The following is a 25,231-nucleotide window of genomic DNA, read 5'->3' on the forward strand; positions in this document are numbered from 1 at the left end:
TGTCCGCTCAGGGGAGCTGGCGGCGCAGGAACTTCAGCGCCTCGCGCGCGGCCGGGTTCACCGGCTCGTAGACGTCCGGCGTCTTCCTGAGCGGCGCCCCGATCGGCTCGCCGGGGCGGACGCCGAGGATGCGCTCGACGTCCTCCAGGAGCGATTGCATCGAGTCGAAGCGGTTGCCGGGCAGCTTCCGGAGCGCTGTGGCGACCAGCGCCTCGATGCGCCGATCGATGCCGGGGCGGATCGTGCTCAGCCGGGGGGCCTCGGTGCACGCGTGCTGGGCGACGACAACCACGTCGTCCGGCGAGGAGAACGGGAGCTGGCCCGCGAGCATGCGGTACATGGTGATGCCGAGCGCGTAGACGTCGGTGCGGCCGTCGACGGGATCGGCGAGCGCCTGCTCCGGGGCCATGTAGGGGACGGTGCCCAGCACGAGGCCCGCCGCGGTCGTGGGGCCCGATCGCAGCTTCGCGAAGCCGAAATCCATCATCTTGATCACGCGCGGGCCGCCCGCGGGGCGGACGAGGAACATGTTGTCCGGCTTCACGTCGCGGTGGATGATCCCGGCCGCGTGCGCGGCGGCGAGCGCCGACGCCGCCTGCCGGATCAGCGGCAGCGCGACGGCCTCGCTCAGGGCCACCTCGCGGCGGAGCAGGACGCCGAGCGACTCGCCGGTGAGGAGCTCGAGCACGATGAAGGGGGACCCGTCCTTGCGATCGCCCGCGTCGAGGACCCGGATGATGTTCGGGTGCCCGAGCTCGGCCGCCACCTCGAGCTCGCGGAGGAACCGCTCGCGCTGGGTCCGGTCGGCCGCGAAGCTGCGGTTCAGGATCTTGATCGCGACCTGCTCCTTCGTGTGGCTGTCCACGGCGAGGTACACGCGCGACATCCCGCCCGCGCCGATGAAGCCCTGGATCACGTAGCGATCCTCGAGGACGGCGCCGAACTGCCGCGTCGGCTGCGCGGGCGGCGCGGCCGACAGGGACTGGACCAGGCGGGCGCCGTCGTCGGGGCAGAACGCGTACGAACGGTCGGCGTAACCGCGATGGCAGCGCGGGCAGATCATGGGCGCGCGACATGATGGGGGCGCGGGCGAGGATCCTCAAGGGACTTGCGCCCCGGCGGGCCATCCTGCGTGAACCAACGTGAAACAACGCGGACCACGACACGAAACAGACCGGACGAGCGCGGAGCGACATCGACGCGCGGGGGACCGAGGCGAATCGCATGAAACACGTGAAACATGTGGAGCGCGCAGGATGCAGAACGCACATTGCGCGTTCCGTCCGAGGGCTCGATCCACCGTCCCGGGAGGTAGATCGCGGCGCGGACCTCGGCTATGCGTGCGCCTTTCCTGGTCGACGCGATTGACCCCGAGCCCGAGAGACACAGCCCGTGACATCACAGAAGCAGACCGCGACCCTCATCCCTGGTGACGGCATCGGCCCCGAGATCGTGGAGGCGACGCTGCGCGCCCTTGACGCGCTCGGCGCGCCCTTCGAGTGGGAGACGTGCGTGGCCGGCATGGCCGGCGTGAAGGACTTCGGCGACCCGCTGCCCCGGGCCACGCTCGACAGCATCCACCGCACGCAGCTCGCGCTCAAGGGGCCGCTCGAGACGCCGATCGGCGGCGGATACAGGTCCTCGAACGTGCGCCTGCGGCAGGAGTTCCAGCTCTACGCGAACGTGCGGCCCGCGCGCACGCTGATCCCCGGCGGGCGCTTCGAGAACATCGACATCGTGCTCGTGCGAGAGAACCTCGAGGGCCTGTACGTGGGCTTCGAGCATTACATCCCCATCGGGAGCGACGAGCACGCGGTGGCTATCGGCTCGGGCGTGAACACGCGGGTCGGCTCGCGCCGCATCGCCGAGTACGCCTACAACTACGCCGAGAAGCACGGCCGCAAGAAGGTCACCATCGTCCACAAGGCGAACATCATGAAGGCGCTCACCGGCATCTTCCTCGAGACGTCGCGCGAGGTGGGCCGGGCCTTCGAGGGCCGCGTGGCGACCGACGAGCGCATCGTGGACGCGTGCGCGATGCAGCTCGTGCTGAACCCGTGGCAGTTCGACGTCATCGTCACGACGAACCTCTTCGGCGACATCCTGTCGGACGAGATCGCGGGCCTGATCGGCGGCCTCGGCATGGCGCCGGGGGCCAACATCGGGCACAACGCCGCCATCTTCGAGGCGGTGCACGGCTCGGCGCCGGACATCGCCGGCAAGGGCGTGGCGAACCCGATCGCGCTCATGCTGGCCGCCGCGATGATGCTCGATCACGTGGGCGAGCAGGAGCTCGCGACGCGCCTGCGCGCCGGCATCGACGGGGCGCTCAACGCGGACGGGGTGCGCACCCGCGATCTCGGCGGCAAGGCGGACACGAAGACGCTCACGGACGCCATCGTGGCGCGCATCAAGAACGGCTGATCGAACGCGGCGGGCGCGGCGGGCCTCGCGACGGCGCCGCCGCCGCGGGGCGGGGGCCGCGGGGTCAGCCGTCGCCCGCGGGCGCTTCCGGGAGCGGGAGCGAGACGTGGAACGACGTCGTCTCGTCCGGCGTGCTCTGCGCCCAGATCCGGCCGCCGTGCGCCTCGACGATGCCCTTGCAGATGTAGAGCCCGAGGCCGGTGCCGGGCGGGGCCTTGCTGGACGGGCCTGACGAGAGCCGCTGGAACCGCTGGAACAGCCTCGGCAGCGCGCCCGGCGGGATGCCCTGGCCGCGGCTCTCGACCGCCACCTCCACCTCGGCGCCGCGGCGCGAGAGCGTCACCCGGGTCGGCGCGCCGGGGTCGCCGTACTTGGCGGCGTTCAGGAGGAGGTTTCCGATCACCTGGTCCATGCGCGCCGGGTCGACGAGGACGGGCGGCACGCCCTCGTCGATGGCGAGCTCGACGGCGCGATCGGGCCGCTCGGCCGCCGCGAGCTCGACGGCGGCGCGGAGGTGGGCGCCGAGGTCCGTCGGCCGCGGATCGATCGAGAAGCGCCGCGCCTCGATCTTCGAGGCGTCGAACAGGTCGTCGATCATCTGCTCGAGGCGCCGGGCACTGGCGAGGATCTTCTGGCTCCACCCCGAGGTGTCCTGGGACCTTCGCGACAGCATGCCCGCGTAGGCGGAGATCGCGGTGAGCGGCTGCTTGAGGTCGTGCGCGACGATGGAGGTCCACTCCTCGCGGAGCCGGGCGCGCTCCGTGTAATGGGTGACGTCCTCGTAGCTGGCGATGGCGCCGAGGATCGCGCCCTGGTCGTCCCGGATGGGGCCGGCGCTCACGATGACGGGGACGTAGCTCCCGTCCGGCCTCCGGAACCACAGCTCCTCGCAGGTCGTCCCCTGGCCGCGCGCCGCGCGGACCAGCGGCATCTCGTGGTGCAGGAGCGGCCGTCCTGCCGGCTCGCACAGGCGCACGCCCGGCGCGCCCTCGGGCAACCCGGGTGTCTTGAGGGGGTGCGGGCCGCCGCAGAGCTGCTCGCAGCGGCGGCTCGCGAGGAGCGAGCGGCCGCCGCGCTCGTCGAAGATCGCGATGGCGACGGGGAAATCCTCGATGATGATGCGCAGCCACTCCCGCTCGGCGGCGAGGCGGCTGTCCGCCTCGCGGAGCGTGGCCCGGGCGTCCTGGAGCAGCGCCTGCGCGCGCTGCAGCGCCGGCGAGCGCGCGGCGGAGGCGTCGTCGAGCGCGTCCAGGCCCTCGGCGCGCTGCTCCGCGGCGCGCTCGGCGGCCTGGAGCGCGAGGCCGAACAGCGCGCCGAGGGCCTGGACGCGCGGGAGGAGCTCCGGCGGCGGCGCGCTGCTGCCAGCGAAGGCGCAGGTGAGGACGCCGAGCAGCCGATCTGCGCCGAGCAGGGGGGTGCACAGCACCCAGCACGGCCCCAGGCACGCCTCGATGGCGCGGACGTCATGGAAGCGCTCGCGCGCCGCCTCGTCCGCCGCCGTGTGCTCGACGCACCGGCCCTCCACGGCGCGGCGCGCGAGGGACGGTGTGCTCGGGAGGTCGTCGAGCGCCGCTGTGCGCTCGCCCGGCAGCGCGATCGGCGCTCCGTGCGAAGCGAGCAGGCGCGTGGGGAGCGCGCCGTCGGCCGGCGCGTCGTGGAGGAGCGCGACGTCGGCGCCGAGCAACCGGGCGGCCAGCGCGACGAGGGTCGGGTGGAGCTCCTGCGGGTCGAGCTTCCCCGAGAGCGCGGCGGACGCCTCGGCGACCGCTCCCGCGAGCTGCGCGGTGGCCGATGCGGGCTCTCCTGTCGCGCCCGGGAGGCGATCATGCCTCGAGGTTCTCGTCACATTCCTCGCACCATGCCCTAGCACCTGCGCAGGGAGACGCCGCTCGAGCGGAGGGAGGTGGATGCCGTCCGGACAGGATGTCGCGACGCGCGGCGAGCGGCGCGTGATGGGGCGGAAGCGCGCGGGTGACGGGGCGGCCGGCGGGCGCGCAGCGCGCTGGGATGCGCGGGCCGTGCTGTCAGCGGGAGGGGTCGAAGCGGCGTTTCGCCCAGCTCACGAGCGGGCTGTTGTCCCTGGAGCGGGTGGCGCCGGGTGCGCCGCGGCGTTTCCGCCAGTCGCCTTCGCGGACGCGCCGGCACCCTGCTGCCTGTTCCATCGAGAGGAGGTACGCCTCCGCTTCCCGCCCATCGGCGAGGCGAATGGCGGCTCGCCGATGCAAGACCGGGTGTCCCCGGTGCACGTCGAGCGCGGCGAGCGCGGCGGGCGAGAGGGCGTAGAGCTCGCCGGTCACGGCGACGAACCCGCCCTGGACGAGGGCGCCGCTCGTGCCGAGGTCGACGAGCGCGTACTGGGGGGTCGTTGTCGCCTCCCCGAGCGGGCGGGCCGAGGCGAGCCATTCGTGCTGGTCCTCGCCCTTCATGAGGTTGTCGTAAACGAAGAGCGCGATCTCGCTGGTGGTCATGGCGTGGTCCTCGCGACGGGCTCGCCGGCCCGGCTCCGACCCTCTCAAAGGCAGGGAGCGAGCGCAAGGCCGGCGGGGTGAAGGTCGACGATGGTGCGGGCGCTGGAGCTCCAGAGGAATGTTGCACCTGCCTTGGCGCGAGGAGCTGCAACTCCGGAGAGAGCGCCTCGAACGAGGGTATCGGGGAGCCGACGTGGAGCCCGGACCATCGGTCGATGGATGTCGTGCCTGGCAATGCGTGCCTGCGTTACCTGACGAGGATGTCGGCGTACCAAGGCACGTGAAGGACGCCGGATTCGCCTGCTTCTTGGAGGTGCATGTGGCGCATGAAGCCTTTCATGCCTCCCGTGTCGTTGGCGAGAAGCCGGCCACGCACGAAGCGAAGGTTCGCCTGCTGATTTACCACGCTGAAACGATGCCTATCCAGATTGGCTGTATCGAGATGGTCAGTGACGATCCGCGCGCGTGTCCGGCCTGCGGAGCTTCTGGCGCCGTGCCCCGCCTCCAGCGGCGTGCCGGGCCCCTGCGGGGAGGCCGTACGTGGCAGGCGTCCAGGCAGGAATCACCAGTCCGGCAGCACGCCCGCACGGACCAGTGCCCGGTGGGGGGGAGGACGTGAAGACGGCTATCGAGCGACTCGGGCTCTCTGCCGAGGCAGGTCGCCTGCGGCGCTGGACCTACCTCTATGGGCAGAAGCTCGGCGTCACCGAGGCGAAGAGCGCCGATCCGGCGATCAAGCTGCCCGCACTCCGCTTCTCATCGAGCGCCCAGCTCTGCACCGAGCGCTCCGCCACCGGCTCCCCCTCCCCTCCTCCGCCACCGTAGCGCCGACCCTCCCGCCGGCGCGGGCCCACGCGCGGGCCTACCAGCTCACCACGAACTGCAGCGCATCCGGCCCCCGCACATCCACCGAGATGGTCGGCTTGGCCCCATAGCCCATGACGAGCGCCTCGAAATTCCCGAGCGGGTACTCCAGCACACCGCGGAAGCCGCTCATGTCGATCTGCACCTCCGACGGCCCGAGCTGCCGCGCCCGCGCCGACGGCCCCTTCACGAGGGCGCCGAGGCTGCCCGTGTAGCGCATCAGCGCGGCGGCCGGATCTGTCGCGAGGTGCATCGTGATCCGGCCGAGCGCGCTCTCCCGGAAGGCCGTCACCTGCTGCCGCGCGAGGCGTCGGTAGGCCTCGCGCGAGCTCCGGTTCGGGTGCGACAGGCGCGCCGCCGCGTCATAGAGACGCAGGAAGTCGCGCATCGGATAGTCCGAGAACGGCAGGTAGAGCCCGCCCCGCGGCGGGCTCGACAGCGTCGGCACCACCTGGACGAACCGCTCCCCGAGCGTCGCCGCCAGCGCGTTGAAGAACATCCCCTTCATCGCGTAGAACTCGGGGACACCCGCCACCACACCGTCGATGTCGAGGTTGCCGAGGAGCGGATCGGACGGACGCACCTCGAAGGACGCGCCGTTCGGTCCGACGAGCGTCCCCTCGCTGGCCGGCGCGCTCGCCGGCATGATGCTTCGAGGGACGGTGCGCATGACGCCGCTCCTGGGGATCGGCGTCTCGTTCGCCTGCCGGCGCTGATCGCTGCGGACCTCTTTCATGGGGAGCTCGTCGCGCAAAAGACCTCAACTCAGGACCACTTGCGGCAACCACCGCAGCGGAGGGAACATCGTCCGACGGTGCAATGGCCATGCCGTCTCGCCCTGAGACGAGTACCGCGCGAACACGGGGGTCCTCGGCAGATTTCCCTTGCATGGATGCAACGCCGCTTCAGCGCTGCAACCGGAGTCGATGGCGAGGACGTCCCGGCGCCTCCGCTCCTGCCGAGCGCGCGTGTGCCCAGGTACATCGCCGTGCGCCCGCCCGAGGCGCCGCGTCACCGCACCGGCAGACCGAGCTCGCGGAGCTCTGCCTCGCGCAGCGGCAGCTCCGCCGCCATGAAGAACTCGTCGAGCTGCGGCGGCTTCACGCGCGTGCCGGCGAGCATCGCGTGCGCCTGCCCACGGTGGTGGATCTGGTGGACGAAGAGGTGCAACAGCACGCTTCCTACCCGATCGACCTGCACGTAACCCTCGCGCGGAATCTGCACCTCGTCGTCGATCGCTGCGTCGCCGGAGAGCCGCTCGCAGAAGGCGGTGAGGCGGCGGTCGGCCTCACGCTGCGCCTGCCGCAGCGCGGCGAAGTCGGTGAACGGCGCGACGTCCTTGAAGACGCCGAGGCCGCGGCCGCCGCGCTCGAGCGCGTCGAGGTAGTACCAGTCGACGTGCAGGATGTGCGTCAGGGTCCTGTGGATCGAGGGGAAGAAGCTGGTCCGCTCGGCCGTGAGCTCATCGAAGGTGAGCTCGGCGCACGCGCGGTGGAGCCGGTGGTTCGACCAGGCGTTGTTCTCGGCCATGGAGCGAAATGTGGACAGCGAGTTCATGCGCGGGAGTATCGCGCGCCTCGTCTGCTGACAGCACGCTGTCAGGAGGGCGGTCCCATGATCCCGTGCGTGCGGGCCGGAAGCCCGCGAGGAGGTCTTCATGAGCGCAGAGTTCGGCGGTGTGATCGTCTATGTGCCCGACGCGCTGGAGGCGGCGGCGTTCTACGAGCGCGCGTTCGGCTTCGAGCGAAAGTTCGTCTCTGGCAACAACGACTATTGCCAGATGCAGGGGGAGGTGCCGCTCGGGTTCGTGCGGGAGGACTTCGCCCAGAAGAGCCTCCCCGAGTTCGTGAAGAACCGGGCCGGCGCACGCCCGCCCGGGTTCGAGATATGCGTCGCCAACAAGGACGTCGACGCGGCGTTCAAGCGCGCGGTCGAGGCCGGGGCGACGCCGGTCGCGCAGCCCCACGACGTGCCCTGGGGCCAGCGCATCGCCTACGTGCGCGATCTGAACGGCGTGCTCGTGGAGATCTGCTCGCCGTGGAGCACCCCATGAGATCGACCGCCGGGCGGCCGCGCGGCGCGCTCGCCGTCGTCCGCGGTCCGCCGCGCGCGATGTTGTCGCTGCTGCGCAGCCGCGCCGCCCCGGAGACGCAGCGCGCCATCCATCGGCTGGGTGCGCCCTGCCTCCTGACAGCGCTCTCCTGACGGGCACTTGCGGACAAGTCCTTGCCGCCCTTCGCTCGGCCTGCTTAACCTCCGCGCGTGAACGCGAACGGCCGGACACGGGTGCATCTGCTCGTGGCAGCAGCGATCGCCCTGCTCGCGGCCGGCCCCCTGGGGCTCGGCGACGGGCCCGTGGCCGAGGCCAAGGAGGCCGCCCGGGCCAAGAGCAAGAGCAAGAGCAAGAAGGCGAAGCAGGTCGAGTGCCGCCCGCAGAGCCCGCAGAAGTTCCTGAAGCGGCGCACCTTCGTCCAGAAGGGCATGCTCGTCCCGAGCAAGCACGCCAAGGCGGTCCGCTACCTCGCCGAGCGCTACGGCCACGTCGAGACCGAGGAGACGCGGCGCTTCAACCAGGAGAGCGCCCACTCCCAGGCCACGACGGTGCAGTTCATGGGCCTGCCGCTCTCCATCCACGAGAAGATCGCCCCCGCGCTCCACTGCGTCGAGAAGCGGATCCGCGCGACGTGCTCCGGCAAGCCGCGCCGCTACACGCCGCGCGCTGTCGGCGGGTTCCGCACGGCGAACAGCTACCGCGGCGCGGAGATCTCGAACCACCTCTTCGGCATCGCGGTCGACATCGATCCCGACCGCAACCCGTGCTGCGGCTGCGTCGATCCGTGGCCCACGAGCCCGCTCTGCCAGGAGAAGAAGCGCACCGCCTACGAGCGCACCGCGCTCACCCGCTGCTGGATCAAGGCGTTCGAGCGCTACGGCTTCGACTGGCTCGGCCACGACGACCTCGAGGACACGATGCACTTCGAGTTCCTCGGCAACCCCGATCGCTTCTACAAGAAGTAGCGCCGGCGGTCAGGCGCCGCCGCGGCCGCCGCTGCGCCGGGCGAGCCGGCGGGCGCGCCGCTCGGCCGCGGCCTCGGCGAGGTGGCGATCCTCGTCCGTCTCCAGCCGGAGCGGCCGCACCGCTGTCGGCTTCAGCGACGCGTCGACCGCCACGAACGTCACGAAGGCCGTGACCGTGGGCCAGACGTCGCCCGTCGCCGCGTCCTCTCCCTCGACGGACACGAGGATCTCGAGCGACGTGCGGAAGGTGGCCGTCACCCGCGCCGCGAGGCGGACGACCTGGCCGACCTTGATCCCGCGGTCGAACGAGAGGTCGTCGATGCCGGCGGTGATGACCGTGCTGCCTGTGTGCCGCTGCGCGCAGATGGCGGCGCACAGGTCGATCCAGGCGAGCACCTGGCCGCCGAAGATCGAGCCGAGCGCGTTCGCGTGCGTCGGCAGGACGTACTCGGTCATTGTCGTGACCGAATCGGCGGCGCGCTTTGCGGGCTTGGCGTTCACCCCGCAGGCGTATCACGGGCGGCCGGCCGCGTCAGAGCGCGCCGCCCGCGCGCCGCTCCGGCGTCAGCTCGACGTCGACGCCGTGTCGGGCCCCGGGAACGGCGGCTCCTCCGGGGCGGAGGAGGCCGCGCGCCCCGGGCTCGACGCGACCGGCGGCTTCGCGAGCCCGGGCGGGCCCGTCGGGAGCGTGGGCTCGTCCTCGAGGCGCGCCGCCGTGATCTTGAGCCGCCCGAAGATCGCCTCGGCCCGCTCGTTCATCGTCACCGCCTCGCGCCGCGCCGCCATGTTCGCGACGAAGCTCCGGTCGGTGGTCAGGAACCGCGCGTACGCCTGGAAGGTGCGCGCGAGCTCGAGCTCGTTCCCCGTCTCCTCGAAGATGCTCACCGAGCGCGCGAAGTAGGCGCGCGCGCTCTTCGTGTTCGCGCTGCCCCACCCGCCCGCCGCCGTGATCTCCCCGAGCGTCCGCAGCGCGATCCCGAGGTGCACCTTGCTCCGCACGGAGGCGAACAGGTCCACCGCCCGGCTGATCGAGTCGCGCGCCTTCTCCAGGTCGCCCCGCAGCATGTACGCCTTCCCGAGCGCCCGCCGCGCCTCGGCGAGGCCGAGCCGGTCGCCGAGCTCGTCGCAGAGCTCCTCGGCCTGCTGCAGCACGCGCACGGCGTGGTCGGGATCGCCGCTCCGGTAGAGCGTCCCGCCGATGTTCGTCAGGATCAGCGCCGTGCGGTTGCGATCCCCGACCTGCCGCGCCACCTCGAGCGCCTCCTCGAACAGCTTGAGCGCGCGCCGGTGGTCGCGCTGATCCTGCGCGATCATGCCGAGGTTGTTCAGGCTCATCACGACGCCGAGCAGGTCCGAGATCTCGCGCCGGATCGCGAGCGACCGCTCGAACGTCGCGAGCGCCTGCTTGAACTCGCCCGAGTCCTGCAGGGCGAGGCCGAGGTTGTTCAGCGAGAGCGCGATCGAGCGGCGATCCCCCATCTGCTCGCGGCGGGCGAGCGCGTCGCGCAGCCACTTCAGCGCCTCCTGGTACTCGCCCCGGAGCCAGTGCAGCTTGCCGATGTCGTCGATGGTCGAGGCCTTCCCCCGCTCGTCCCGCGCGCCCTCGAACAGGCGGAGCGCGGTCGTGAGGTGCTTGCCGGCCTCGTCGAGCGAGCCGCTGTCGCGGTAGAGCCGCCCGATGCGGTTGTGCGCGGCGCCGCCCTTGCGCCGGTTGTCGAGCCGGTAGGCGAGCGTCAGCATCTCGCGGAAGGCCGCGAGCGCGTCGTCGATCCGCCCGGCGAGCTGCAGGACGTCGCCGTAGTCGTGGAGCGCGTCGATGCGCCGCGCGACGTGCCCGTCGCCGAGCAGCGACAGCCCGCGCGCGTAGTACTCCGCGGCCTTCGCGTTCGAGTAGCGCCCGCGCGCCACGTCGCCGGCGTCGAGCAGCGACAGCCCCGCCCGCACCGCGTCGCCGATGCGCTCGCGGTGCATCGCGAGCTGCGCCAGGAACTCCTCGCTGGCGCGCACCGCCACCTGCTGCTCCAGCCACTCGGCGACCGCGTGGTGGTACCGCCGCTGGGCCGCGGCGCTCATCCGCTTCTGGAGCGCCTCGCGCTCCTTGTCGTGCACGAACACGTACTCGTCCGAGCCCGCGAAGCTCGACTCGCCCTGCCTGCGCAGGTAGCCGCGGTCGCACAGCGAGCGGAGCGAGGCGTGGATCCTGTCGAGGTCCCTGTCGCTCTCCTCCTCGCCCCACAGCTCGGGGGCCTGACAGCCCGCCCGGCCGAGCACGAACAGCGCGCCGCTCCAGAACACCGGGCCGATCGTCGCGGCCTGCTCGAGCAGCAGCCGGCTGTCCTGATCGAGCGCCGCGAGGCGGACGTTCACGGCGTCCTCGACCGTCATCGGCAGGCGCGCGGTCGACAGCTTCCCGAGGTGCACGCGCCAGCGCGGCCCGCCCGCGGAGTCGGGCGAGATCTCCTCGATCACGCCCTGGTCGTGGCAGATGCGGACCATCTGCTCGAGCAGCGCCGGGTTGCCGTTCGCGAAGGAGCACGCGGCCTCGACGAGCTCGGGCGGCGCGCCCGGCCGGGGCTGCGACTGCGCGCCCGCGGCGTCGACGACGACGACGTCCTCGCTCCCGCTCGGCATGAACGGCGCGAGCAGCGCCCTCGCCATCGCCGCCGACTCGGCCTCGGCGAGCGGCGCGAGCTCGATCAGCGCGTGGCGCCGCTCGCCGACCTTGCCCCAGTCGTCCTGGCGGGTGAGCAGGTCCGGGCGGGCCACGCAGAGGATCAGCACTGGGCCCGCGAGGTACTCGATGAGGTAGCGCAGCAGCGAGAGCGAGTCGTCGTGGGCGGCGTGCAGGTCCTCGAAGACGAGGCACAGCGGCCCGTGGGCGGCGTCCGCCTCGAGGAACGCCTTCAGGACGGCGCGGCGGATGAGGTCGGCCTGCGCGGGGTCGTCCTGAACCGCGCGGGTGAGCGGGCTGTCGCCGAACGCGAGCCCGATGAACTGGCCGAGGAAGTAGATGACGTCCCCGACCTTGCGGTCGCCCATCACGTGCGCCGCCTGCGCGCGGACCTCGGCGCGGGCCGCGTCCTTGTCCATGCCGTCCGAGAGGCCGAAGCGGGCGCGCAGGAGCCGCGTGAAGATGCCGTACGCCGACGCGATGTCGCCGGCGCTGCCCGAGGTGACGCGCAGCGCGGAGGAGCCCTGGCGCTGCTGCTCGAGGAACTCGCGCGCGAGCCTGCTCTTGCCGATGCCCGGGGGGCCGACCAGCGTCACGGCGCGGGTGGAACGCCCCCTCTCGACCGCCTCGAGGGCGCGCGCCAGCGCCGACAGCTCGGCCTCGCGCCCGATCAGCGGTGCGCGAGCGGGCGGCGCCGCGCCAATTGCACTGTCCTCTCGGCTCATCTCCCCTGGCCTCCACATCCCCCGGGTGCCGAAGCGCGGGGCACGATGTCCGGAGCCTATACCAGGTTCGGCTTCCGTGGCGCGTGCGGTAAACTGCAGGGCGTGGATGACGAGATCACGGGAGGGCCGCGGAGCGCGGGCAGCACGGCGCGCGACGCCGCGGAGATCCGCGGGCGCATCGCGGCGTGCTTCAGCCTCGCCGAGCTGCGCCGCTTCGCGCAGGAGCTCGGTGTGCCGGATATCCCCTGGGAGCGGGGGATCAAGGGCGCGGCGCACGAGCTCGTCCGCCGCTTCGAGCAGCGGCGCGAGCTCTGGGCGCTCGTCGAGCACCTCCGCGCCGTGAGGCCGCTCGTGGAGTGGCCCGACTTACGCACGGTCCCGCCCGCGTCGTCGGTCGGACAGGCGCACACCGACATCCCGCGGCCGGCGCCGCTGCCGAACCTCTCGCCGCAGCCTGTCCCCTCGCCTGTCGCGCAGATCCCGCCGACGCTGGCGCCGCCGCCGATCCCGCCGACAACGCGCACGCCGGCCGTCCCCGTGCCCGAGCCCGCGAGGGCGCGCGCGCCCGGCGCCGCGTCGGCCTACCGGCCTGCCGGCTCAGCGGGCGCCGCCGAGCGAGCGCCGGCGCGCGCGTCGCGCCGCGTCGACTCCCGCCTGCTGCTCGCGGCCCTGGGGCTCGTGGTGGTCAGCCTGGTCGTCGCCTTCCTGATCGGCAGGGCGTCGAGCGCGCCGGGCGAGGAGGCCGCGCGCGCGAGCGCCGCGCCCGCGAGCGCCGCGCCGCCGGCGCTGCGGCCGGACGGGGTCGCGGCGCGCGCGGCCGCCGCTGTCGAGCGCCGGATCGAGAGCGTGGCGCGGGCGTGCGAGATCCCGCCGGGCCCGGCGGAGGACGTGATGCGCCGCGCCTTCGCGCGCTGCGGTCCGGGATCCGTGCTCCCCGCGCAGCGGGCGGCGCCGGCGGCGCAGGGCGGCCCGCCGGACGCGGAGCCCTCGAGCGCGCCGCCGCCCGCTGCGGCCGCGGAGCGCCGCGCGCCCGCCGCGGCCGGCAACCTCCCGGCGGCCGGCAACGCCGGGTGCGTGGGCGCGTGCGAGCGGCGCCACAAGACGTGCAGGGCGACGCGATGCGGCAGCGAGCCAACGCAGAGCAGCCTGTACGAGCGCTACCAGAGCTGCCTGTCGACGTGCCTGGAGGAGGCGTCCAGGTGCCGCCTCGGCTGCCTCTGAGCGCAGGGCCGCGCGGGCGCGAGCGCAACGGCCGGACGCGCGGGCGCTAGGGCCGCGCATACCGGCGCCGGTATGCGCGCCCGCGGGCCGGGCCTCAGATCGGCGGGCGGCTGCGGCGCATCACGCTGACCGTGGCGGTCGGCTGGTGCTCGGGGCAGCCGGTGCGGCCGGACCTGCTCGGATCGAAGTCGATGCGGAGGCACGTCTTGCAGACGCAGAGGTACGCGTCGTGGAACTCGCGGTAGCTCAGGATGTCGGCGGCGAACAGGCTGAGGACGACGTCGCTGAGCAGGTCCTCCTCGCGCGGGGACGGCTCCCAGAGCGCGGCGTCTCCGGCGGGGCGCACGCGCCCGCCGCTGACGGCAGCGGCGAGGAAGCGATCGTCCGCGGCCGGCGGCATGAAGGCGCGGAGCGAGGCGAGCACGCGGAACCGCGCCGCGTCGACGAGCTGCTGGAGCTCGGGCTCGTCAGGGTCCGCGGAGAGATCCGGGCTGAGCCTCACCTGCTCGGAGAACCCCTCCGTCACGTAGCCCGGGCGCGGCATCCACCCGGGCGCCACGAGGTGCTTCTCGAACCAGGCCGCGAGCGCTGCCGCGCTCCGGGGTGGCTTGTCGATGAACGTGAGCGCGGCGAGCAGCGCGCGGCGATCATGGCCCCTGGCGATGAGCGACGGAGCGGATGGAAGCGTGGGAATCGAGGTGTGGGAGTCCGCTTGACGCATGAACATCCCCCTTCAACTGTCCCAGTCTGCACGCGGAGTTCTCGCCGGGTCTAGATGGGAGGACTCCCGGTTGAGGAATGCGGGACCACCTTCAACGCATGGCGTCATGCGATCGGCGCTGTCGCGCGGGCGCGGAGATCGCGGGTCTCAGTCCGTGATCTTGAGCGCGCCGCTCTCGTCGAGCGCGCCGCCCGCGTCGGCGCCGTCGGAGTCCGCCTCGAGCTCCTCCTGGGAAGCGGAGGGCGCCGATCGGCGAAGGAATGACAGATCGAGGCCGCCCGTGGGCTGCTGCGCCGCCGCGCGCGCGGCGGCGAGCGGGAGCGCCTCTCCGTCGCCCGCGCGCGGCGAGGCCCGGCGCGCCTCCTTCTCGGGGCGCGGGCCCTCGGGGCGCGGCTCCTCCCGGCGGGCGCCGTCGCGGCGCGGCCCTTCCTGGCGCGCTCGCTTCGTGGGCTCGCGCCCGCTCGCCTCGGCCTCGCGGGGCCGCCTCGCGGGCGCCGCGGTCGCCTTTTCGGAGCGCGCGGCGCTTCCCGGCGCGCGCGCGGTCGGGGTCCGGAGCGCCTTCGCCCCCTTCGCCATCCGCTCGCGCGTGCGGAACGAGGGCGCGTTCTTCGCGAGCTCGATGCAGCTGCCGCGCATGGCGCTGGGGCAGGAGATGCGCACGTGCATGTGGTCGTCGTGCGGCTCGGCGCCGGTCGGCTGCATCATGGCGAGCTGCGCGCGGACGAGCAGCGCGCGGGAGACGCCGATGCGCTTGGCGTGGGTGACCAGCGCGTGCCGCAGCGGATCGGAGATGAAGATGTGGCTCACGCGGGCGCGCGGATCGGTGAGCAGGTGCTGCACGAGCAGCCAGTTGCGCGGCACGTCGAAGCGCGCGCCGGGCATGTTGGTCGACGCGAGCCGGGCGTTGAACCGCAGGAAGAACGGCGCGTGCACCTGCTTGCCGCGCACGTCGAGCGCGTAGAAGCCGAGGTCGACGTCGCGGCCGCTCTCGTGGGAGCCGTGCCGGTGGACCTCGCCGCCGCGCTCGCGCGACAGGTCGCCGACCTCGAGCACGGCGCCCGGGTATCTCCTGGCCACGCCGCGCGCCGCGCGCTCGATCATCCCGACGAGCGCCGGCAGCCCCCACTGCACGTCGGCGTGGGCGTACGCCGGCACGACGCGGATGTCCTTGCGCGAGGAGTCGAGCCGCACGCCCCCCTCGAGGCGCCCCTCGTTCGGATGGCCGACCGACGAGGCGGGCGTCCGGGGCGCGGCCTTGCGCTTGGCGGGCTCGGTCGACCGCGCGCCCGCGTCGCTGGCGCGCGGCCGGTGCCCCTTGGCCGGGTCGTTCGCGAGGCGCGCGCGCGGCGTGCGCGCGGTGACGCCCTTCGCGCCGGCGCCCTTCGCGCCAGCGCTCTTCGCGCCAGCGCCCTTCGCGCCAGCGCCCGCGCGCGGCGACGCCCCGCGCGCCGCCGACGCCGCGGCGGATCGCGCCGGCGCTTCCGTGGCGGCGTCGGCTGACCGGAAGCCGGGCAAGGAGAGCGCCAGCATCGTGAGCAGCAGGGGGAGCGGTCGAGGCACACCGGTCCGTTACGGGGTTTCTGCGGGCAGGGCCAAGAAGCCGGCGGCCCTGTCGCGCCCTGCGGTGGAGCGACCGTGGACGTACGAGCACCTCGATCTGCAGGCGATCTCTGTAGGCGAGCACGCGGGGGCTGCGCGCTGCCCGGCGCGGCTCGACGCGCGGCGCCGCGGCGCGACGAGCACGGCCGGCGCCGCCCGGCCCCTGTGCCGCGCTGCGGCGCCGGCGTGATGGCGTGCTGCGGCGGCAGCGGAGGCTTTTGCCACGCGGCCAGTTGGGCTACCTCTCGTGCGGCCATGGACAAGGTCTACAAGAGCGCGCTGGATGCGGTGAGGGACATCCCGAGCGGCGCCACGGTCCTCGCGGGCGGCTTCGGCCTCTGCGGCATCCCGGAGAACAGCATCGCGGCGCTCCGGGAGCTCGGCACGAAGGATCTCGTGGTCGTGTCCAACAACTGCGGCGTCGACAGCTTCGGGCTCGGGGTCCTCCTCCAGAACCGCCAGATCCGGAAGATGATCTCGTCGTACGTCGGCGAGAACAAGGAGTTCGAGCGGCAGTACCTGAGCGGGGAGCTTGAGGTCGAGCTCACGCCGCAGGGCACGCTGGCCGAGCGCATCCGCGCCGGCGGCGCCGGGATCCCCGCGTTCTACACCCCGACGGGCGCGGGCACGGCCATCAGCGAGGGCGGGCTGCCGGTGCTCTACGACGCCAGCGGCGCGGTGAAGAGGTACTCCGAGAAGAAGGAGATCCGGCAGTTCGACGGCCGCGACTACGTGCTCGAGCCGGCCATCCGCGGCGATTACGCCCTCGTGAAGGCCTGGCGGGGCGACCGGTTCGGCAACCTCGTCTACCGCCACACGGCCATGAACTTCAACCCGATGATGGCGATGGCCGCGAAGGTGACGGTCGCCGAGGTCGAGGAGCTCGTGGAGGTCGGCTCGCTCGACCCGGACCACATCCACACGCCCGGGATCTTCGTGCACCGGATCTTCCAGGGCGAGCGCTACGAGAAGCGGATCGAGCGGCGCACGGTGCGGAAGGCTTCGGCGGCCTAGCCGCGCGCGGCGCAGGGACAGGGGACACGATGGGACTCACGCGGGAACAGATCGCGCAGCGCGCCGCGCTGGAGCTCAGGGACGGCTACTACGTCAACCTCGGCATCGGGATGCCGACGCTCGTCGCCAACTACATCCCCGCCGGGATCGAGGTGGTGCTCCAGAGCGAGAACGGGCTGCTCGGCATCGGCCCCTACCCGGTCGAGGGGTCGGAGGACCCGGACCTCATCAACGCCGGCAAGGAGACGGTGACCATGCTGCGCGGGTCGGCGATCTTCTCGAGCGCCGAGTCGTTCGCGCAGATCCGGGGCGGCCACATCGACCTCGCGATCCTCGGGGCCATGGAGGTCTCCGAGAAGGGCGATCTTGCCAACTGGATGATCCCCGGCAAGATGGTGAAGGGGATGGGCGGGGCGATGGATCTCGTGGTGAGCGCGAAGCGCGTCGTCGTGATCATGGATCACGCGGCGAAGAACGGCGCGCCCAAGATCCTGAGCGAGTGCGCGCTGCCCCTCACCGGGCGGGGCGTCGTCCACCGGATCATCACCGACCTCGCCGTGCTCGACGTGACGCCCGAGGGGCTCATGCTGCGCGAGCTCGCGCCCGGCGTGAGCGCCCGAGAGGTTCAGGAGAAGACACAACCAACGCTCCGGGTCCCCTCCGACGTGAAGGAGATGGACCTCGGGAGCGCCTGAAGGTGCGCCGATGACCTGGCCCGAAAAGACCCTGCCGACGACCGACGCGAGCGAGAAGCGCTCGCTGGGAGCGGGCGTGTTCCGTCGCTGCGACGGCTGCGCGCACACGCACGACGCCGCCGAGCTCGCGCGCACCTTCGAGGTGTGCTCGCAGTGCGGCCACCACCACAAGCTCGACGCCGACGGCTGGCGGCGGCTCCTGCTCGACGACGGCGAGCTCGCCCAGTGGGACGACCACCTCGCCCCGAACGACCCGCTCCGGTTCAGCGACGGCAAGAGCTACCGCGACCGCGTCGCGGCGCTCCACAAGAAGGGCCGCGCGAAGGAGGCGATCGAGATCGGTCGGGCCCGGATGGGCGGCCGCGACATCGCGTACGGCGCGTTCGTCTTCGCCTTCATGGGCGGGAGCATGGGCTCGGTCGTCGGCGAGAAGATCGCCCGCCTGTTCGAGCGCGCGGCCCGCGAGGAGCTCCCGGTGGTGCTGCTCCAGTCGTCGGGCGGCGCGCGCATGCAGGAGGGCATCCTCTCGCTGATGCAGATGGCGAAGAGCGTGTCCGCGCTCGAGCGGTACCGCAAGACGCGGCTCCCGTTCTTCTCGGTGCTGCTCCACCCGACGACGGGCGGCGTCGCGGCGAGCTTCGCCTTCCTCGGCGACGTGAACATCGCCGAGCCCAAGGCGCTCATCGGCTTCGCCGGGCCCCGGGTCATCGAGAACACGATCCGGCAGACGCTGCCGGAGGGCTTCCAGCGGGCCGAGTTCCTGCTCGAGCACGGGATGGTCGACGCCATCGTGCCGCGCCTCGAGATGAAGGCGTACCTCGGGACGCTGCTCCATCACCTCGCAGACGGTCGCCGGGCGCGGCGATGAGCTCCGCGGCGCCGCGGCTCCCGGCGCTGCTCGCGGCGCTGGGGCAGCGGGCGCCGCGCGGCATGGTGCTCGGGCTCGACCGGGTGCGCGAGGCGCTCGCGGCGCTCGGCGACCCGCACGCCGGCCTCGCCGCGGTGCACGTCGCCGGCACCAACGGCAAGGGCAGCGTGTGCGCGATGGTCGAGTCGATCGCGCGCGAGGCCGGGCTCCGCGCCGGCCTCTACACGTCGCCGCACCTGTCGCGCTTCGCCGAGCGCATCCGCATCGGCGGGGAGATGATCGGCGACGCGGCGCTCGAGGCCGCGCTCTCGGCCGCGCTCGAGCGGGTCCCCTCGCCGCTCACGTTCTTCGAGGCGCTGACGGTGGCCGCGTTCGTGGCGTTCCGCGACGCCGGGGTCGACCTCGCGATCCTCGAGGTGGGGCTCGGCGGGCGGCTCGACGCGACCAACGTGATCGCGGCGCCGCTCTGCACGGCGATCACGTCGATCGCGTTCGATCACGAGGCGCTGCTCGGCCCGACGCTGGCCGACATCGCCAGGGAGAAGGCCGGCATCCTGAAGCCGGGCGCGCCCGCGGTGCTCGGCCCGCTCGACCCCGAGGCGGACGCCGCGATCGAGTCGGCCGCGCAGGCCGTCGGCGCCGGGCCGCGCGTCCGCGTCGGGCGGGCGGAGCACCGCGGGCGCGCGGGCGAGATCGCGGTGGGGCGCGCGGGGCCTGGAGGGCGCGCGACGCGCGTCGCGGGGCCGGGGCGCGGCGCGATCGAGGTGGAGCTCGGCCTGCGGGGGGCGCACCAGGCGGAGAACGCGGGCGTGGCGTGCGGCGTCGCGTGGCAGCTCGCCGGCCGGTGGCCCGAGATCGAGCGGGCGCTGCCGGCGGGGCTCGCCGCGGCGCGCTGGCCCGGCCGGCTCGAGCGGATCGACGCGGGGGGCGCCCAGGTCCTGCTCGACTGTGCGCACAACCCGCACGGCGCGCAGGCGCTCGCGGCGTGGCTCGACGAGGAGGGCCCGGGCGCCGCGCGCACCGCGCTCGTGTTCGGCGCGATGGCCGACAAGGGGTGGGGCGAAATGCTACAGATGCTCGCCCCGCGCGCGCAGCGTCGGTTCTACGTGACGCCGCAGGGCCGCGCGGCCGCCCCGCTCGAGGCGCTGCGCGAGGTCGCGCCGGGCGAGCCGATCGGCGACCCGGGCGCGGCGGTGGCCCGGGCGATCGAGGGCGCCGCGCCGGGCGGGCTCGTCGTCGTGGCCGGCTCGATCTACCTGGTCGGCGAGGTGCGGTCGGCGCTGCTGGGCATCGCGCCGGATCCGGTCGTGGCGCTCTGAGCGGGCGCGAGCGCGGAGGCAGGCGCGAGCGCTGGAGCGGGCGCAGGTGAGCACCGCAGAGGAGCGCCGCGGGAGCGCCCATGTGCAGGCGCGTCGCTGCCCGACGGCGCGCCGGCTGGCATGCGCGATGCCGGCTCCGGCGTCATGGCATTCATCAAGAAGCGGCGTTCGCCGGTGCTCTTTCCAGCGGCAGCCCTCGGGGCGGCCGCGCTCGCGCGGACGGCGTTCCGCGCCCTGCGGCGGCTCGACCTGCGCGGCCGGGTCGTGGTCATCACGGGCGGCTCCCGCGGCCTCGGGCTGCTCCTGGCCGAGGAGTTCGGCCGGCACGGCGCGCGGGTGGCGATCGTCGGGCGCGACGCCGGGGCGCTCGACCGGGCCGCGCAGCGGCTGCGGGCGCTCGGGATCGAGGTGCACACGGCGGCGTGCGACCTCGGCGACCGGGCCGCGGCCGAGGCGTTCATCGACGGCGCGGCGCGCGCGTTCGGCCGGATCGACGTGCTCGTCAACAACGCCGGCGTGATCCAGGTCGCGCCGATGCAGGACCTCAGCGTGGAGGAGCTCAACGAGGCGATGCGCTCGAACTACTGGAGCGCCGTCCACGCGACGCTCAGCGCGCTGCCGCACCTCGAGAAGCAGGGGCGCGCGGCGCGCATCGTGAACGTGGTGTCGATCGGCGGGCGCGTCGCCTTGCCGCACCTGCTCGGGTACAACGCGTCGAAGTTCGCGATGATGGGCTTCTCGGAGACCCTCCAGGCCGAGCTCTCCCACGGGAGCGCGGGCGGCCCGCGCGTCACGACGGTGATCCCGGGGCCGATGCGCACGGGGTCGATCTACAACGCCGAGTTCGGCGGCAACCAGCAGCTCGAGTTCGGCTGGTTCGGCCTGGCCTCGTCGATCCCTGTCGCGACGATCGACGCGCGGCGCGCGGCGCGGCGGGTGGTGGCGGCGGCGCGCGAGGGGCGCCCCGAGGTGAAGCTCGGGCTGTCGGCGCACCTGCTGAGCTGGGCGCACGGGATCGCGCCGCAGGCGACGGTGCGGCTGATGGGCCTGGTCAACGCGCTGCTGCCGGCGCCGCGCGGCGTGGAGGGCACGACGCGCGGGAGGGACCTGCGCACGCCGGCGCAGAGGTCGGTGTTGCTGCGCCTGAGCAACGAGGCGGCGCGGCGCAACAACGAGGCGCCGCCCGAAGCTGCGCGATGAGCGCGATGAGCGCGATGAGCGCGATGAGCGGCCGCGCCGCCGAGACGGAGCGCGGCGCGACGAGCGCGCCTCGGTCCCGCGCCGGCGATTGCCCGTAGGCTGTCTTGGCAAAGGTTGCTAAGGGTGGTCTCCTCAGCGCAAAACCACAGAGAGGGACCGTGCCGAAGCACACCAAGAAGGATCAGAAGGAGAGCGCTCCGTCGGCGACGGGCGAACCGCAGAAGCAGTCCGCAGGCCGCAAGCTCTTCGGCACCGACGGGGTGCGCGGCGTGGCGAACCAGCCGCCGATGACGCCGGAGATGGCGCTGCGGCTCGGGCGCGCGATCGCGTTCGTCGCGAGCCACGGGAAATCCCGGCAGGTGCGGGTGGTGATCGGGAAGGACACGCGGCTGTCCGGCTACATGCTCGAGACAGCGATCGCGTCCGGCGTGTGCGCGATGGGCGGGCGCGTGATGCTGAGCGGGCCGATCCCGACGCCGGCGGTCGCGCAGCTCACGCAGAGCATGCGGGCCGACGCCGGGGTCGTGATCAGCGCGAGCCACAACCCGTACCAGGACAACGGCATCAAGATCTTCGGGCCCGACGGCTACAAGCTGCCCGACTCGGAGGAGGAGGAGATCGAGCGGCTCATGGAGAGCCACGAGCTCGATGAGGCGCGGGTGGTGGGGGCCGCGATCGGCAGCGCGGTGAAGCTCGACGACGCGCGGGGGCGGTACGTCGTGTTCTGCAAGAGCACGTTCCCCACGGCGCTGTCGCTCGACGGCGTGAAGATCGTCGTCGACGCGGCGCACGGCGCGGCCTACCGCGTGGCGCCCCTGGTGTTCAGCGAGCTCGGCGCGCACGTGACCGCGCTCGGCGTGAAGCCGAACGGCCGCAACATCAACCGCGAGACGGGCGCGATGCACCCGGAGCACGTGAAGGCCGAGGTGCTGAAGCGCGGCGCGGCGATCGGCATCGCGCTCGACGGCGACGCGGACCGGGTGATCATGGTCGACGAGCGCGGCGAGGTCGTGGACGGCGACGCGATCATGGCGCTCTGCGCGCTGCGAATGCTGCGCACGGGCAAGCTGCCGCGGAACACGATCGTGACGACGGTGATGTCGAACCTCGGCCTGGAGCGCTCGCTCAAGGCGCACAACGGGCACGTGGTGCGGACGGCGGTCGGGGACCGCTACGTCGTGGAGGCGATGCGGAACGGCGGCTACTCGTTCGGCGGGGAGCAGTCGGGGCACCTCATCTTCCTGGATCACGCGACGACGGGCGACGGCATCGTGGCGGCGCTGCAGGTGCTCGCGATCATGGCGGAGGAGGACAAGCCGCTGAGCGAGCTCGCCTCGAAGGCGATGCAGCGGGTGCCTCAGGTGCTGGAGAACGCGACGTTCGCGACGCGCCTGCCGCTCGACAGCATGCAGCGGACGCGGCTCACCGTGGATCGCATCGAGAAGACGCTCGGCGACAAGGGGCGCATCCTGGTGCGCTGGAGCGGAACGGAGCCGAAGCTGCGCGTCATGGTCGAGGGGGAGGACGCGTCGACCATCGGGGCGTATGCGCTCGAGATCATCGAGGCGGCCAAGCAGGACGTGGCGGGGGCCACGGCCTGACGGAGGCCGCCCGGCCCGAGGGGCGGGTCGATCACAGCGCGCGGCGCATGAAGAGGTCCTCGAGCGTCTCGCGGCGCGGCGTCACCTCGACGACCTGCGCGCCCGCCGTGAGGGCCTCCTGGAGCACCTCGCGCACGCGCGCCTCGCCCTCCACGTCGACCACCACGACGTCGCCCCGGACCGAGGTCGCGAAGCCCTTCGCGCCGAGCTCCGCGAGCAGCGCTCGGCTCGCGCCGGCCAGCGTGACGTCGGTCCGCAGCACGTCGCCCCGGAGGAGCTGCCGGATCGCGCCGCTCACGACGACCTGGCCCTCGCGCAGGATCGCCACGCGATCGCACATCGCCTCGACGTCGCTCAGGATGTGCGTCGAGAAGAAGATCGTCCGGCCCTGGTCGCGCTCCGCGAAGATGAGATCGCGCACCTCCTTGCGGCCCACCGGATCGAGGCCGCTCATCGGCTCGTCCAGGATCAGCATCTCCGGGTCGGCGACCAGCGCGGCGGCGAGCCCCGTGCGCTGCAGCATCCCCTTCGACAGCCGGCGCACCTGGCGGTCCGCCGCGTACGCGATCTTCACCTGATCGAGCACCTCCATCGCCCGCCTGCGCAGCGCCGCGCCGCGCATCCCCGACAGGCGGCCGCACAGCTCGACGAACTCGCGCGGGGTGAGGTACGGGTAAACGTACGGGTTCTCTGGCAAAAAGCCGATCTTCCGGCGCGCCTCGGGCGAGGGGACGCGCGCGCCGAACAGGTACGCCTCGCCGCCGGTCGGGGAGATGAGGCCCGTCAGCATCTTGATCGTCGTCGTCTTGCCGGCCCCGTTCGGACCGAGGAAGCCGAAGATCTCGCCGCGGCGCACGTCGAAGCTCACCCCCTTGACCGCCTCGACCGCCTTCCGGCGCAGGAAGCCCACCTGGAACGTCTTCAGCAGGCCGCGCACGTCGATCAGCAGCTCGCCGTCCGCCGCCTCGTCGCCGGAGCGCGCTGGCGCGGCGCGCCCTGCGCGCTGCTCGACGAGAGGCTCCGCTCCGCTGCTCATGCGCCCTCCTCACCCTCGGGATGCTCGCCGGCCCCGTCGCCCGGCCTCGCCCGGCCGCGCGCGTTCGCCGCGCTGTACTCGTGCAGCTTGTACTGGATCTTGCGCGGGCTGATCCCCAGGATCGTCGCCGCCTTGGAGGTCGAGCCCTTGCACGCCTCGAGCGTACGCAGGATCGCGTAGCGCTCCAGGTCGTAGATGGTGCTCCCGGGGATGCGGGGCATCGCGTCGGCCGCCTCCGCCGGCTCGGACGACATCTGGACCGGCAGGTGCCGGGGCTCGATGCGCGGGCCGTCGCAGAGCACCGCCGCGCGCTCGATCGCGTTCTCCAGCTCGCGCACGTTGCCGGGGAACGAGTAGCTCGTCAGCGCCGACAGCGCCTCGTCCGTGAAGCCCTCGATCCGCTTGCCGTTCTCCTGCGCATAGCGGCCCAGGAAGAACGTCGCGAGCTCGGGGATGTCGCTCCGGCGGTCGCGGAGCGGCGGGATCTCCAGGGTGACGACGTTGAGCCGGTAATAGAGATCCTCCCGGAACAGGCCCTCGGCGATGCGCTGGCGCAGGTCGCGGTTGGACGCGGCGAGGATGCGCACGTCGACCTTGAGGGTCTCGTTGCCGCCGACCCGCTCGAAGGTCCGCTCCTGCAGGAAGCGCAGCAGCTTCACCTGGGTGGCGAGCGGGATCTCGCTCACCTCGTCCAGGAACAGGGTGCCGCCGTTCGCCTGCTCGAAGCGGCCCTCGCGGCGCCCGACCGCGCCGGTGAAGGCGCCGCGCTCGTGGCCGAACAGCTCGCTCTCGAGGAGCGACTCGCTCAGCGCGGCGCAGTTCAGCCGGACGAGCGGCGCCTTCGCCCGCGGGCTGGCGCGGTGGATCATCTCGGCGATGAGCTCCTTGCCCGTGCCCGTCTCGCCCACGATCAGCACGCTCGCGCGGCTCGGCGCCACCTGCTCGACAAGCCTGACGAGCTTCACCATGCTCGGGTGGCTCGCGATCACGTGGCCGAACGCGTTGCGCTCGCGCAGCCGCTCCCGCAGCCGCGAGTTCTCCTGGAGCAGCCTCGCCCGCTCGACCGCGCGCTCGACCACGACCGCCAGCACCGAGAAATCGAGCGGCTTCGTGAGGTAGTTGTACGCGCCCTTCTTCACCGCCTCGACGGCGCTCGAGATGGTGCCGAACGCGGTCATCACGACGAACGTCGCGTCCGGCAGCGCGAGCTGCGCCTTCTCCATCATCCGGATGCCGTCGAGCCCCGGCATCTTCAGGTCGGTCAGGACCACATCGGGCGCGAACTCCTCGAGCTTGCCGAGCGCCTTGAACCCGTCCGCCGCCGTCTCGGTGGTGTACCCCTCCTCGCGCAGGATCTCGGAGAGCGCCGCGCGCGCGTTGGCCTCGTCGTCGACGATCAGGATACGCCCGCGGGATGCCATGGCGGCTTTCCTAGCATGCGCGCTCGCTGGATTGGGCGGCGGCTCGGCCCGGCCGAGGAGCGCCCGGGCCGCGGGGCGCAGCGGTCCAGCACGTTTGCGACCCGGGGGCGCCCGTGCGGGAGGGCGCCGCGCGCGCCGCTCGACGGAGGACGTGGCGCGCGGAGCGCTCGCGGGAGGGCGCAGACGACTGGGCATCACCTCGAGGCGAGATCGCGGAAGCCGCAGCGAGGCCGCACTTATCGAGCTGCGCGGCGCGGCTTGTCGCGAATCTGCCGCCGACGAAAACCGCTGTTTCGTGGGCCGCCCGCAGTGGTACAACGGGCCGCGCGCGAGGTCTCCACCGTCCCGATTGGCGGGCGTTTCCTT

The 25,231-nt window shown here is 73.0% G+C and carries 23 protein-coding genes; 12 read left to right on the forward strand and 11 right to left on the reverse strand.

Annotation, left to right across the window (positions count from 1 at the left end):
• Nucleotides 1-7: 7 nt before the first annotated feature.
• Nucleotides 8-1,063: a serine/threonine-protein kinase gene (locus tag WMF42_RS29760; RefSeq protein ID WP_061612029.1), complete on the reverse strand. Its 1,056-nt coding sequence runs from the start codon at nt 1,061-1,063 to the stop codon at nt 8-10.
• A gap of 329 nt (nt 1,064-1,392) precedes the next feature.
• On the opposite strand from WMF42_RS29760, the gene WMF42_RS29765 reads away from it, so the two are divergent.
• On the forward strand, nt 1,393-2,424 hold the full coding sequence (locus tag WMF42_RS29765; RefSeq protein ID WP_061612030.1) for an isocitrate/isopropylmalate dehydrogenase family protein: 1,032 nt from the start codon (nt 1,393-1,395) through the stop codon (nt 2,422-2,424).
• Between the two features lie 64 nt (nt 2,425-2,488).
• Here the strand turns inward: WMF42_RS29765 and WMF42_RS29770 are convergent, their stop codons facing one another.
• Both WMF42_RS29770 and WMF42_RS29775 read right to left on the reverse strand, forming a co-directional pair.
• Complete coding sequence (locus WMF42_RS29770; RefSeq protein WP_437686233.1) at nt 2,489-4,270, reverse strand: ATP-binding protein; 1,782 nt, start codon at nt 4,268-4,270, stop codon at nt 2,489-2,491.
• A gap of 178 nt (nt 4,271-4,448) precedes the next feature.
• Nucleotides 4,449-4,892 (reverse strand): gamma-glutamylcyclotransferase family protein, encoded by a 444-nt coding sequence (locus WMF42_RS29775; protein WP_437686234.1) that lies wholly within the window; start codon nt 4,890-4,892, stop codon nt 4,449-4,451.
• Between the two features lie 615 nt (nt 4,893-5,507).
• Here WMF42_RS29775 and WMF42_RS29780 point away from each other — a divergent pair.
• Complete coding sequence (locus WMF42_RS29780) at nt 5,508-5,717, forward strand: hypothetical protein (RefSeq protein ID WP_437686235.1); 210 nt, start codon at nt 5,508-5,510, stop codon at nt 5,715-5,717.
• Nucleotides 5,718-5,754: 37 nt separating this feature from the next.
• Here WMF42_RS29780 and WMF42_RS29785 read toward each other — a convergent pair whose 3' ends face one another.
• Both WMF42_RS29785 and WMF42_RS29790 read right to left on the reverse strand, forming a co-directional pair.
• The gene (locus WMF42_RS29785; RefSeq protein WP_437686236.1) at nt 5,755-6,492 is read right to left on the reverse strand and encodes a DUF2378 family protein; all 738 of its coding nucleotides are present in this window, start codon (nt 6,490-6,492) and stop codon (nt 5,755-5,757) included.
• Nucleotides 6,493-6,767: 275 nt separating this feature from the next.
• Complete coding sequence (locus WMF42_RS29790) at nt 6,768-7,313, reverse strand: DinB family protein (RefSeq protein ID WP_061612033.1); 546 nt, start codon at nt 7,311-7,313, stop codon at nt 6,768-6,770.
• Between the two features lie 100 nt (nt 7,314-7,413).
• Here WMF42_RS29790 and WMF42_RS29795 point away from each other — a divergent pair, with 100 nt between their 5' ends.
• The 3 genes from WMF42_RS29795 (at nt 7,414) to WMF42_RS29805 (ending at nt 8,774) form a co-directional block, all read left to right on the forward strand.
• Entirely contained in the window at nt 7,414-7,809 is a 396-nt protein-coding gene (locus tag WMF42_RS29795) for a VOC family protein (RefSeq protein ID WP_437686237.1), read from the forward strand.
• Nucleotides 7,806-7,961: a hypothetical protein gene (locus tag WMF42_RS29800; protein WP_437686238.1), complete on the forward strand. Its 156-nt coding sequence runs from the start codon at nt 7,806-7,808 to the stop codon at nt 7,959-7,961. Before WMF42_RS29795 ends, WMF42_RS29800 begins: the two co-directional genes overlap by 4 nt.
• 93 nt (nt 7,962-8,054) lie before the next feature.
• A complete protein-coding gene (locus tag WMF42_RS29805) occupies nt 8,055-8,774 on the forward strand; it encodes a M15 family metallopeptidase (RefSeq protein WP_437686239.1) in 720 nt (239 codons plus the stop codon).
• A 9-nt stretch (nt 8,775-8,783) separates the two neighbouring features.
• Here WMF42_RS29805 and WMF42_RS29810 read toward each other — a convergent pair whose 3' ends face one another.
• Both WMF42_RS29810 and WMF42_RS29815 read right to left on the reverse strand, forming a co-directional pair.
• On the reverse strand, nt 8,784-9,275 hold the full coding sequence (locus WMF42_RS29810; protein WP_437686240.1) for an acyl-CoA thioesterase: 492 nt from the start codon (nt 9,273-9,275) through the stop codon (nt 8,784-8,786).
• A gap of 63 nt (nt 9,276-9,338) precedes the next feature.
• Nucleotides 9,339-12,170 carry an ATP-binding protein gene (locus tag WMF42_RS29815; protein ID WP_437686241.1) on the reverse strand — a complete coding sequence of 944 codons (2,832 nt, stop codon included), beginning with the start codon at nt 12,168-12,170 and terminating at the stop codon, nt 9,339-9,341.
• A gap of 102 nt (nt 12,171-12,272) precedes the next feature.
• Here WMF42_RS29815 and WMF42_RS29820 point away from each other — a divergent pair, with 102 nt between their 5' ends.
• The gene (locus WMF42_RS29820; protein WP_437686242.1) at nt 12,273-13,391 is read left to right on the forward strand and encodes a hypothetical protein; all 1,119 of its coding nucleotides are present in this window, start codon (nt 12,273-12,275) and stop codon (nt 13,389-13,391) included.
• Between the two features lie 94 nt (nt 13,392-13,485).
• Here the strand turns inward: WMF42_RS29820 and WMF42_RS29825 are convergent, their stop codons facing one another.
• Nucleotides 13,486-14,112 carry a hypothetical protein gene (locus WMF42_RS29825; RefSeq protein ID WP_061611530.1) on the reverse strand — a complete coding sequence of 209 codons (627 nt, stop codon included), beginning with the start codon at nt 14,110-14,112 and terminating at the stop codon, nt 13,486-13,488.
• Nucleotides 14,113-14,259: 147 nt separating this feature from the next.
• On the reverse strand, nt 14,260-15,672 hold the full coding sequence (locus tag WMF42_RS29830) for a penicillin-insensitive murein endopeptidase (protein WP_437686243.1): 1,413 nt from the start codon (nt 15,670-15,672) through the stop codon (nt 14,260-14,262).
• Nucleotides 15,673-15,966: 294 nt separating this feature from the next.
• Here WMF42_RS29830 and WMF42_RS29835 point away from each other — a divergent pair, with 294 nt between their 5' ends.
• The 6 genes from WMF42_RS29835 (at nt 15,967) to glmM (ending at nt 22,408) form a co-directional block, all read left to right on the forward strand.
• Nucleotides 15,967-16,725, forward strand: a complete 759-nt coding sequence (locus WMF42_RS29835) for a CoA transferase subunit A (RefSeq protein WP_437686244.1) — start codon at nt 15,967-15,969, stop codon at nt 16,723-16,725.
• Nucleotides 16,726-16,754: 29 nt separating this feature from the next.
• Nucleotides 16,755-17,420, forward strand: a complete 666-nt coding sequence (locus WMF42_RS29840) for a CoA transferase subunit B (RefSeq protein WP_061612514.1) — start codon at nt 16,755-16,757, stop codon at nt 17,418-17,420.
• 10 nt (nt 17,421-17,430) lie between these two features.
• Complete coding sequence (gene accD / locus WMF42_RS29845) at nt 17,431-18,288, forward strand: acetyl-CoA carboxylase, carboxyltransferase subunit beta (RefSeq protein WP_061612515.1); 858 nt, start codon at nt 17,431-17,433, stop codon at nt 18,286-18,288.
• Nucleotides 18,285-19,607 carry a bifunctional folylpolyglutamate synthase/dihydrofolate synthase gene (locus WMF42_RS29850; protein ID WP_437686245.1) on the forward strand — a complete coding sequence of 441 codons (1,323 nt, stop codon included), beginning with the start codon at nt 18,285-18,287 and terminating at the stop codon, nt 19,605-19,607. Before accD ends, WMF42_RS29850 begins: the two co-directional genes overlap by 4 nt.
• Before the next feature lie 144 nt (nt 19,608-19,751).
• Complete coding sequence (locus WMF42_RS29855) at nt 19,752-20,807, forward strand: SDR family NAD(P)-dependent oxidoreductase (protein WP_437686246.1); 1,056 nt, start codon at nt 19,752-19,754, stop codon at nt 20,805-20,807.
• Nucleotides 20,808-20,965: 158 nt separating this feature from the next.
• Nucleotides 20,966-22,408, forward strand: coding sequence for a phosphoglucosamine mutase (glmM, locus tag WMF42_RS29860; protein WP_081426537.1), 1,443 nt, complete (start codon nt 20,966-20,968; stop codon nt 22,406-22,408).
• A gap of 31 nt (nt 22,409-22,439) precedes the next feature.
• Here glmM and WMF42_RS29865 read toward each other — a convergent pair whose 3' ends face one another.
• On the reverse strand, nt 22,440-23,444 hold the full coding sequence (locus tag WMF42_RS29865) for an ABC transporter ATP-binding protein (RefSeq protein ID WP_061608720.1): 1,005 nt from the start codon (nt 23,442-23,444) through the stop codon (nt 22,440-22,442).
• Complete coding sequence (locus WMF42_RS29870; protein ID WP_437686247.1) at nt 23,441-24,865, reverse strand: sigma-54-dependent transcriptional regulator; 1,425 nt, start codon at nt 24,863-24,865, stop codon at nt 23,441-23,443. The genes WMF42_RS29865 and WMF42_RS29870 overlap by 4 nt, the downstream gene beginning before the upstream one ends.
• Between the last annotated feature and the right edge of the window lie 366 nt (nt 24,866-25,231).

The sequence above is a fragment of the Sorangium sp. So ce176 genome, from assembly GCF_051519835.1.
GTDB classification, from domain to species: Bacteria; Myxococcota_A; Polyangia; order Polyangiales; family Polyangiaceae; genus Sorangium; species Sorangium cellulosum_G.

Coding starts and splice junctions, on each gene's coding strand:
- WMF42_RS29840 (WP_061612514.1), top strand. CDS start 16,755: ATGGGACTCACGCGGGAACAGATCGCGCAGCGCGCCGCGCTGGAGCTC.
- WMF42_RS29760 (WP_061612029.1), bottom strand. CDS start 1,063: ATGATCTGCCCGCGCTGCCATCGCGGTTACGCCGACCGTTCGTACGCG.
- WMF42_RS29870 (WP_437686247.1), bottom strand. CDS start 24,865: ATGGCATCCCGCGGGCGTATCCTGATCGTCGACGACGAGGCCAACGCG.
- WMF42_RS29825 (WP_061611530.1), bottom strand. CDS start 14,112: ATGCGTCAAGCGGACTCCCACACCTCGATTCCCACGCTTCCATCCGCT.
- WMF42_RS29790 (WP_061612033.1), bottom strand. CDS start 7,313: ATGAACTCGCTGTCCACATTTCGCTCCATGGCCGAGAACAACGCCTGG.
- WMF42_RS29815 (WP_437686241.1), bottom strand. CDS start 12,170: ATGAGCCGAGAGGACAGTGCAATTGGCGCGGCGCCGCCCGCTCGCGCA.
- WMF42_RS29795 (WP_437686237.1), top strand. CDS start 7,414: ATGAGCGCAGAGTTCGGCGGTGTGATCGTCTATGTGCCCGACGCGCTG.
- WMF42_RS29835 (WP_437686244.1), top strand. CDS start 15,967: ATGGACAAGGTCTACAAGAGCGCGCTGGATGCGGTGAGGGACATCCCG.
- WMF42_RS29785 (WP_437686236.1), bottom strand. CDS start 6,492: ATGAAAGAGGTCCGCAGCGATCAGCGCCGGCAGGCGAACGAGACGCCG.
- accD (WP_061612515.1), top strand. CDS start 17,431: ATGACCTGGCCCGAAAAGACCCTGCCGACGACCGACGCGAGCGAGAAG.
- WMF42_RS29855 (WP_437686246.1), top strand. CDS start 19,752: ATGGCATTCATCAAGAAGCGGCGTTCGCCGGTGCTCTTTCCAGCGGCA.
- WMF42_RS29850 (WP_437686245.1), top strand. CDS start 18,285: ATGAGCTCCGCGGCGCCGCGGCTCCCGGCGCTGCTCGCGGCGCTGGGG.
- WMF42_RS29775 (WP_437686234.1), bottom strand. CDS start 4,892: ATGACCACCAGCGAGATCGCGCTCTTCGTTTACGACAACCTCATGAAG.
- WMF42_RS29800 (WP_437686238.1), top strand. CDS start 7,806: ATGAGATCGACCGCCGGGCGGCCGCGCGGCGCGCTCGCCGTCGTCCGC.
- WMF42_RS29865 (WP_061608720.1), bottom strand. CDS start 23,444: ATGAGCAGCGGAGCGGAGCCTCTCGTCGAGCAGCGCGCAGGGCGCGCC.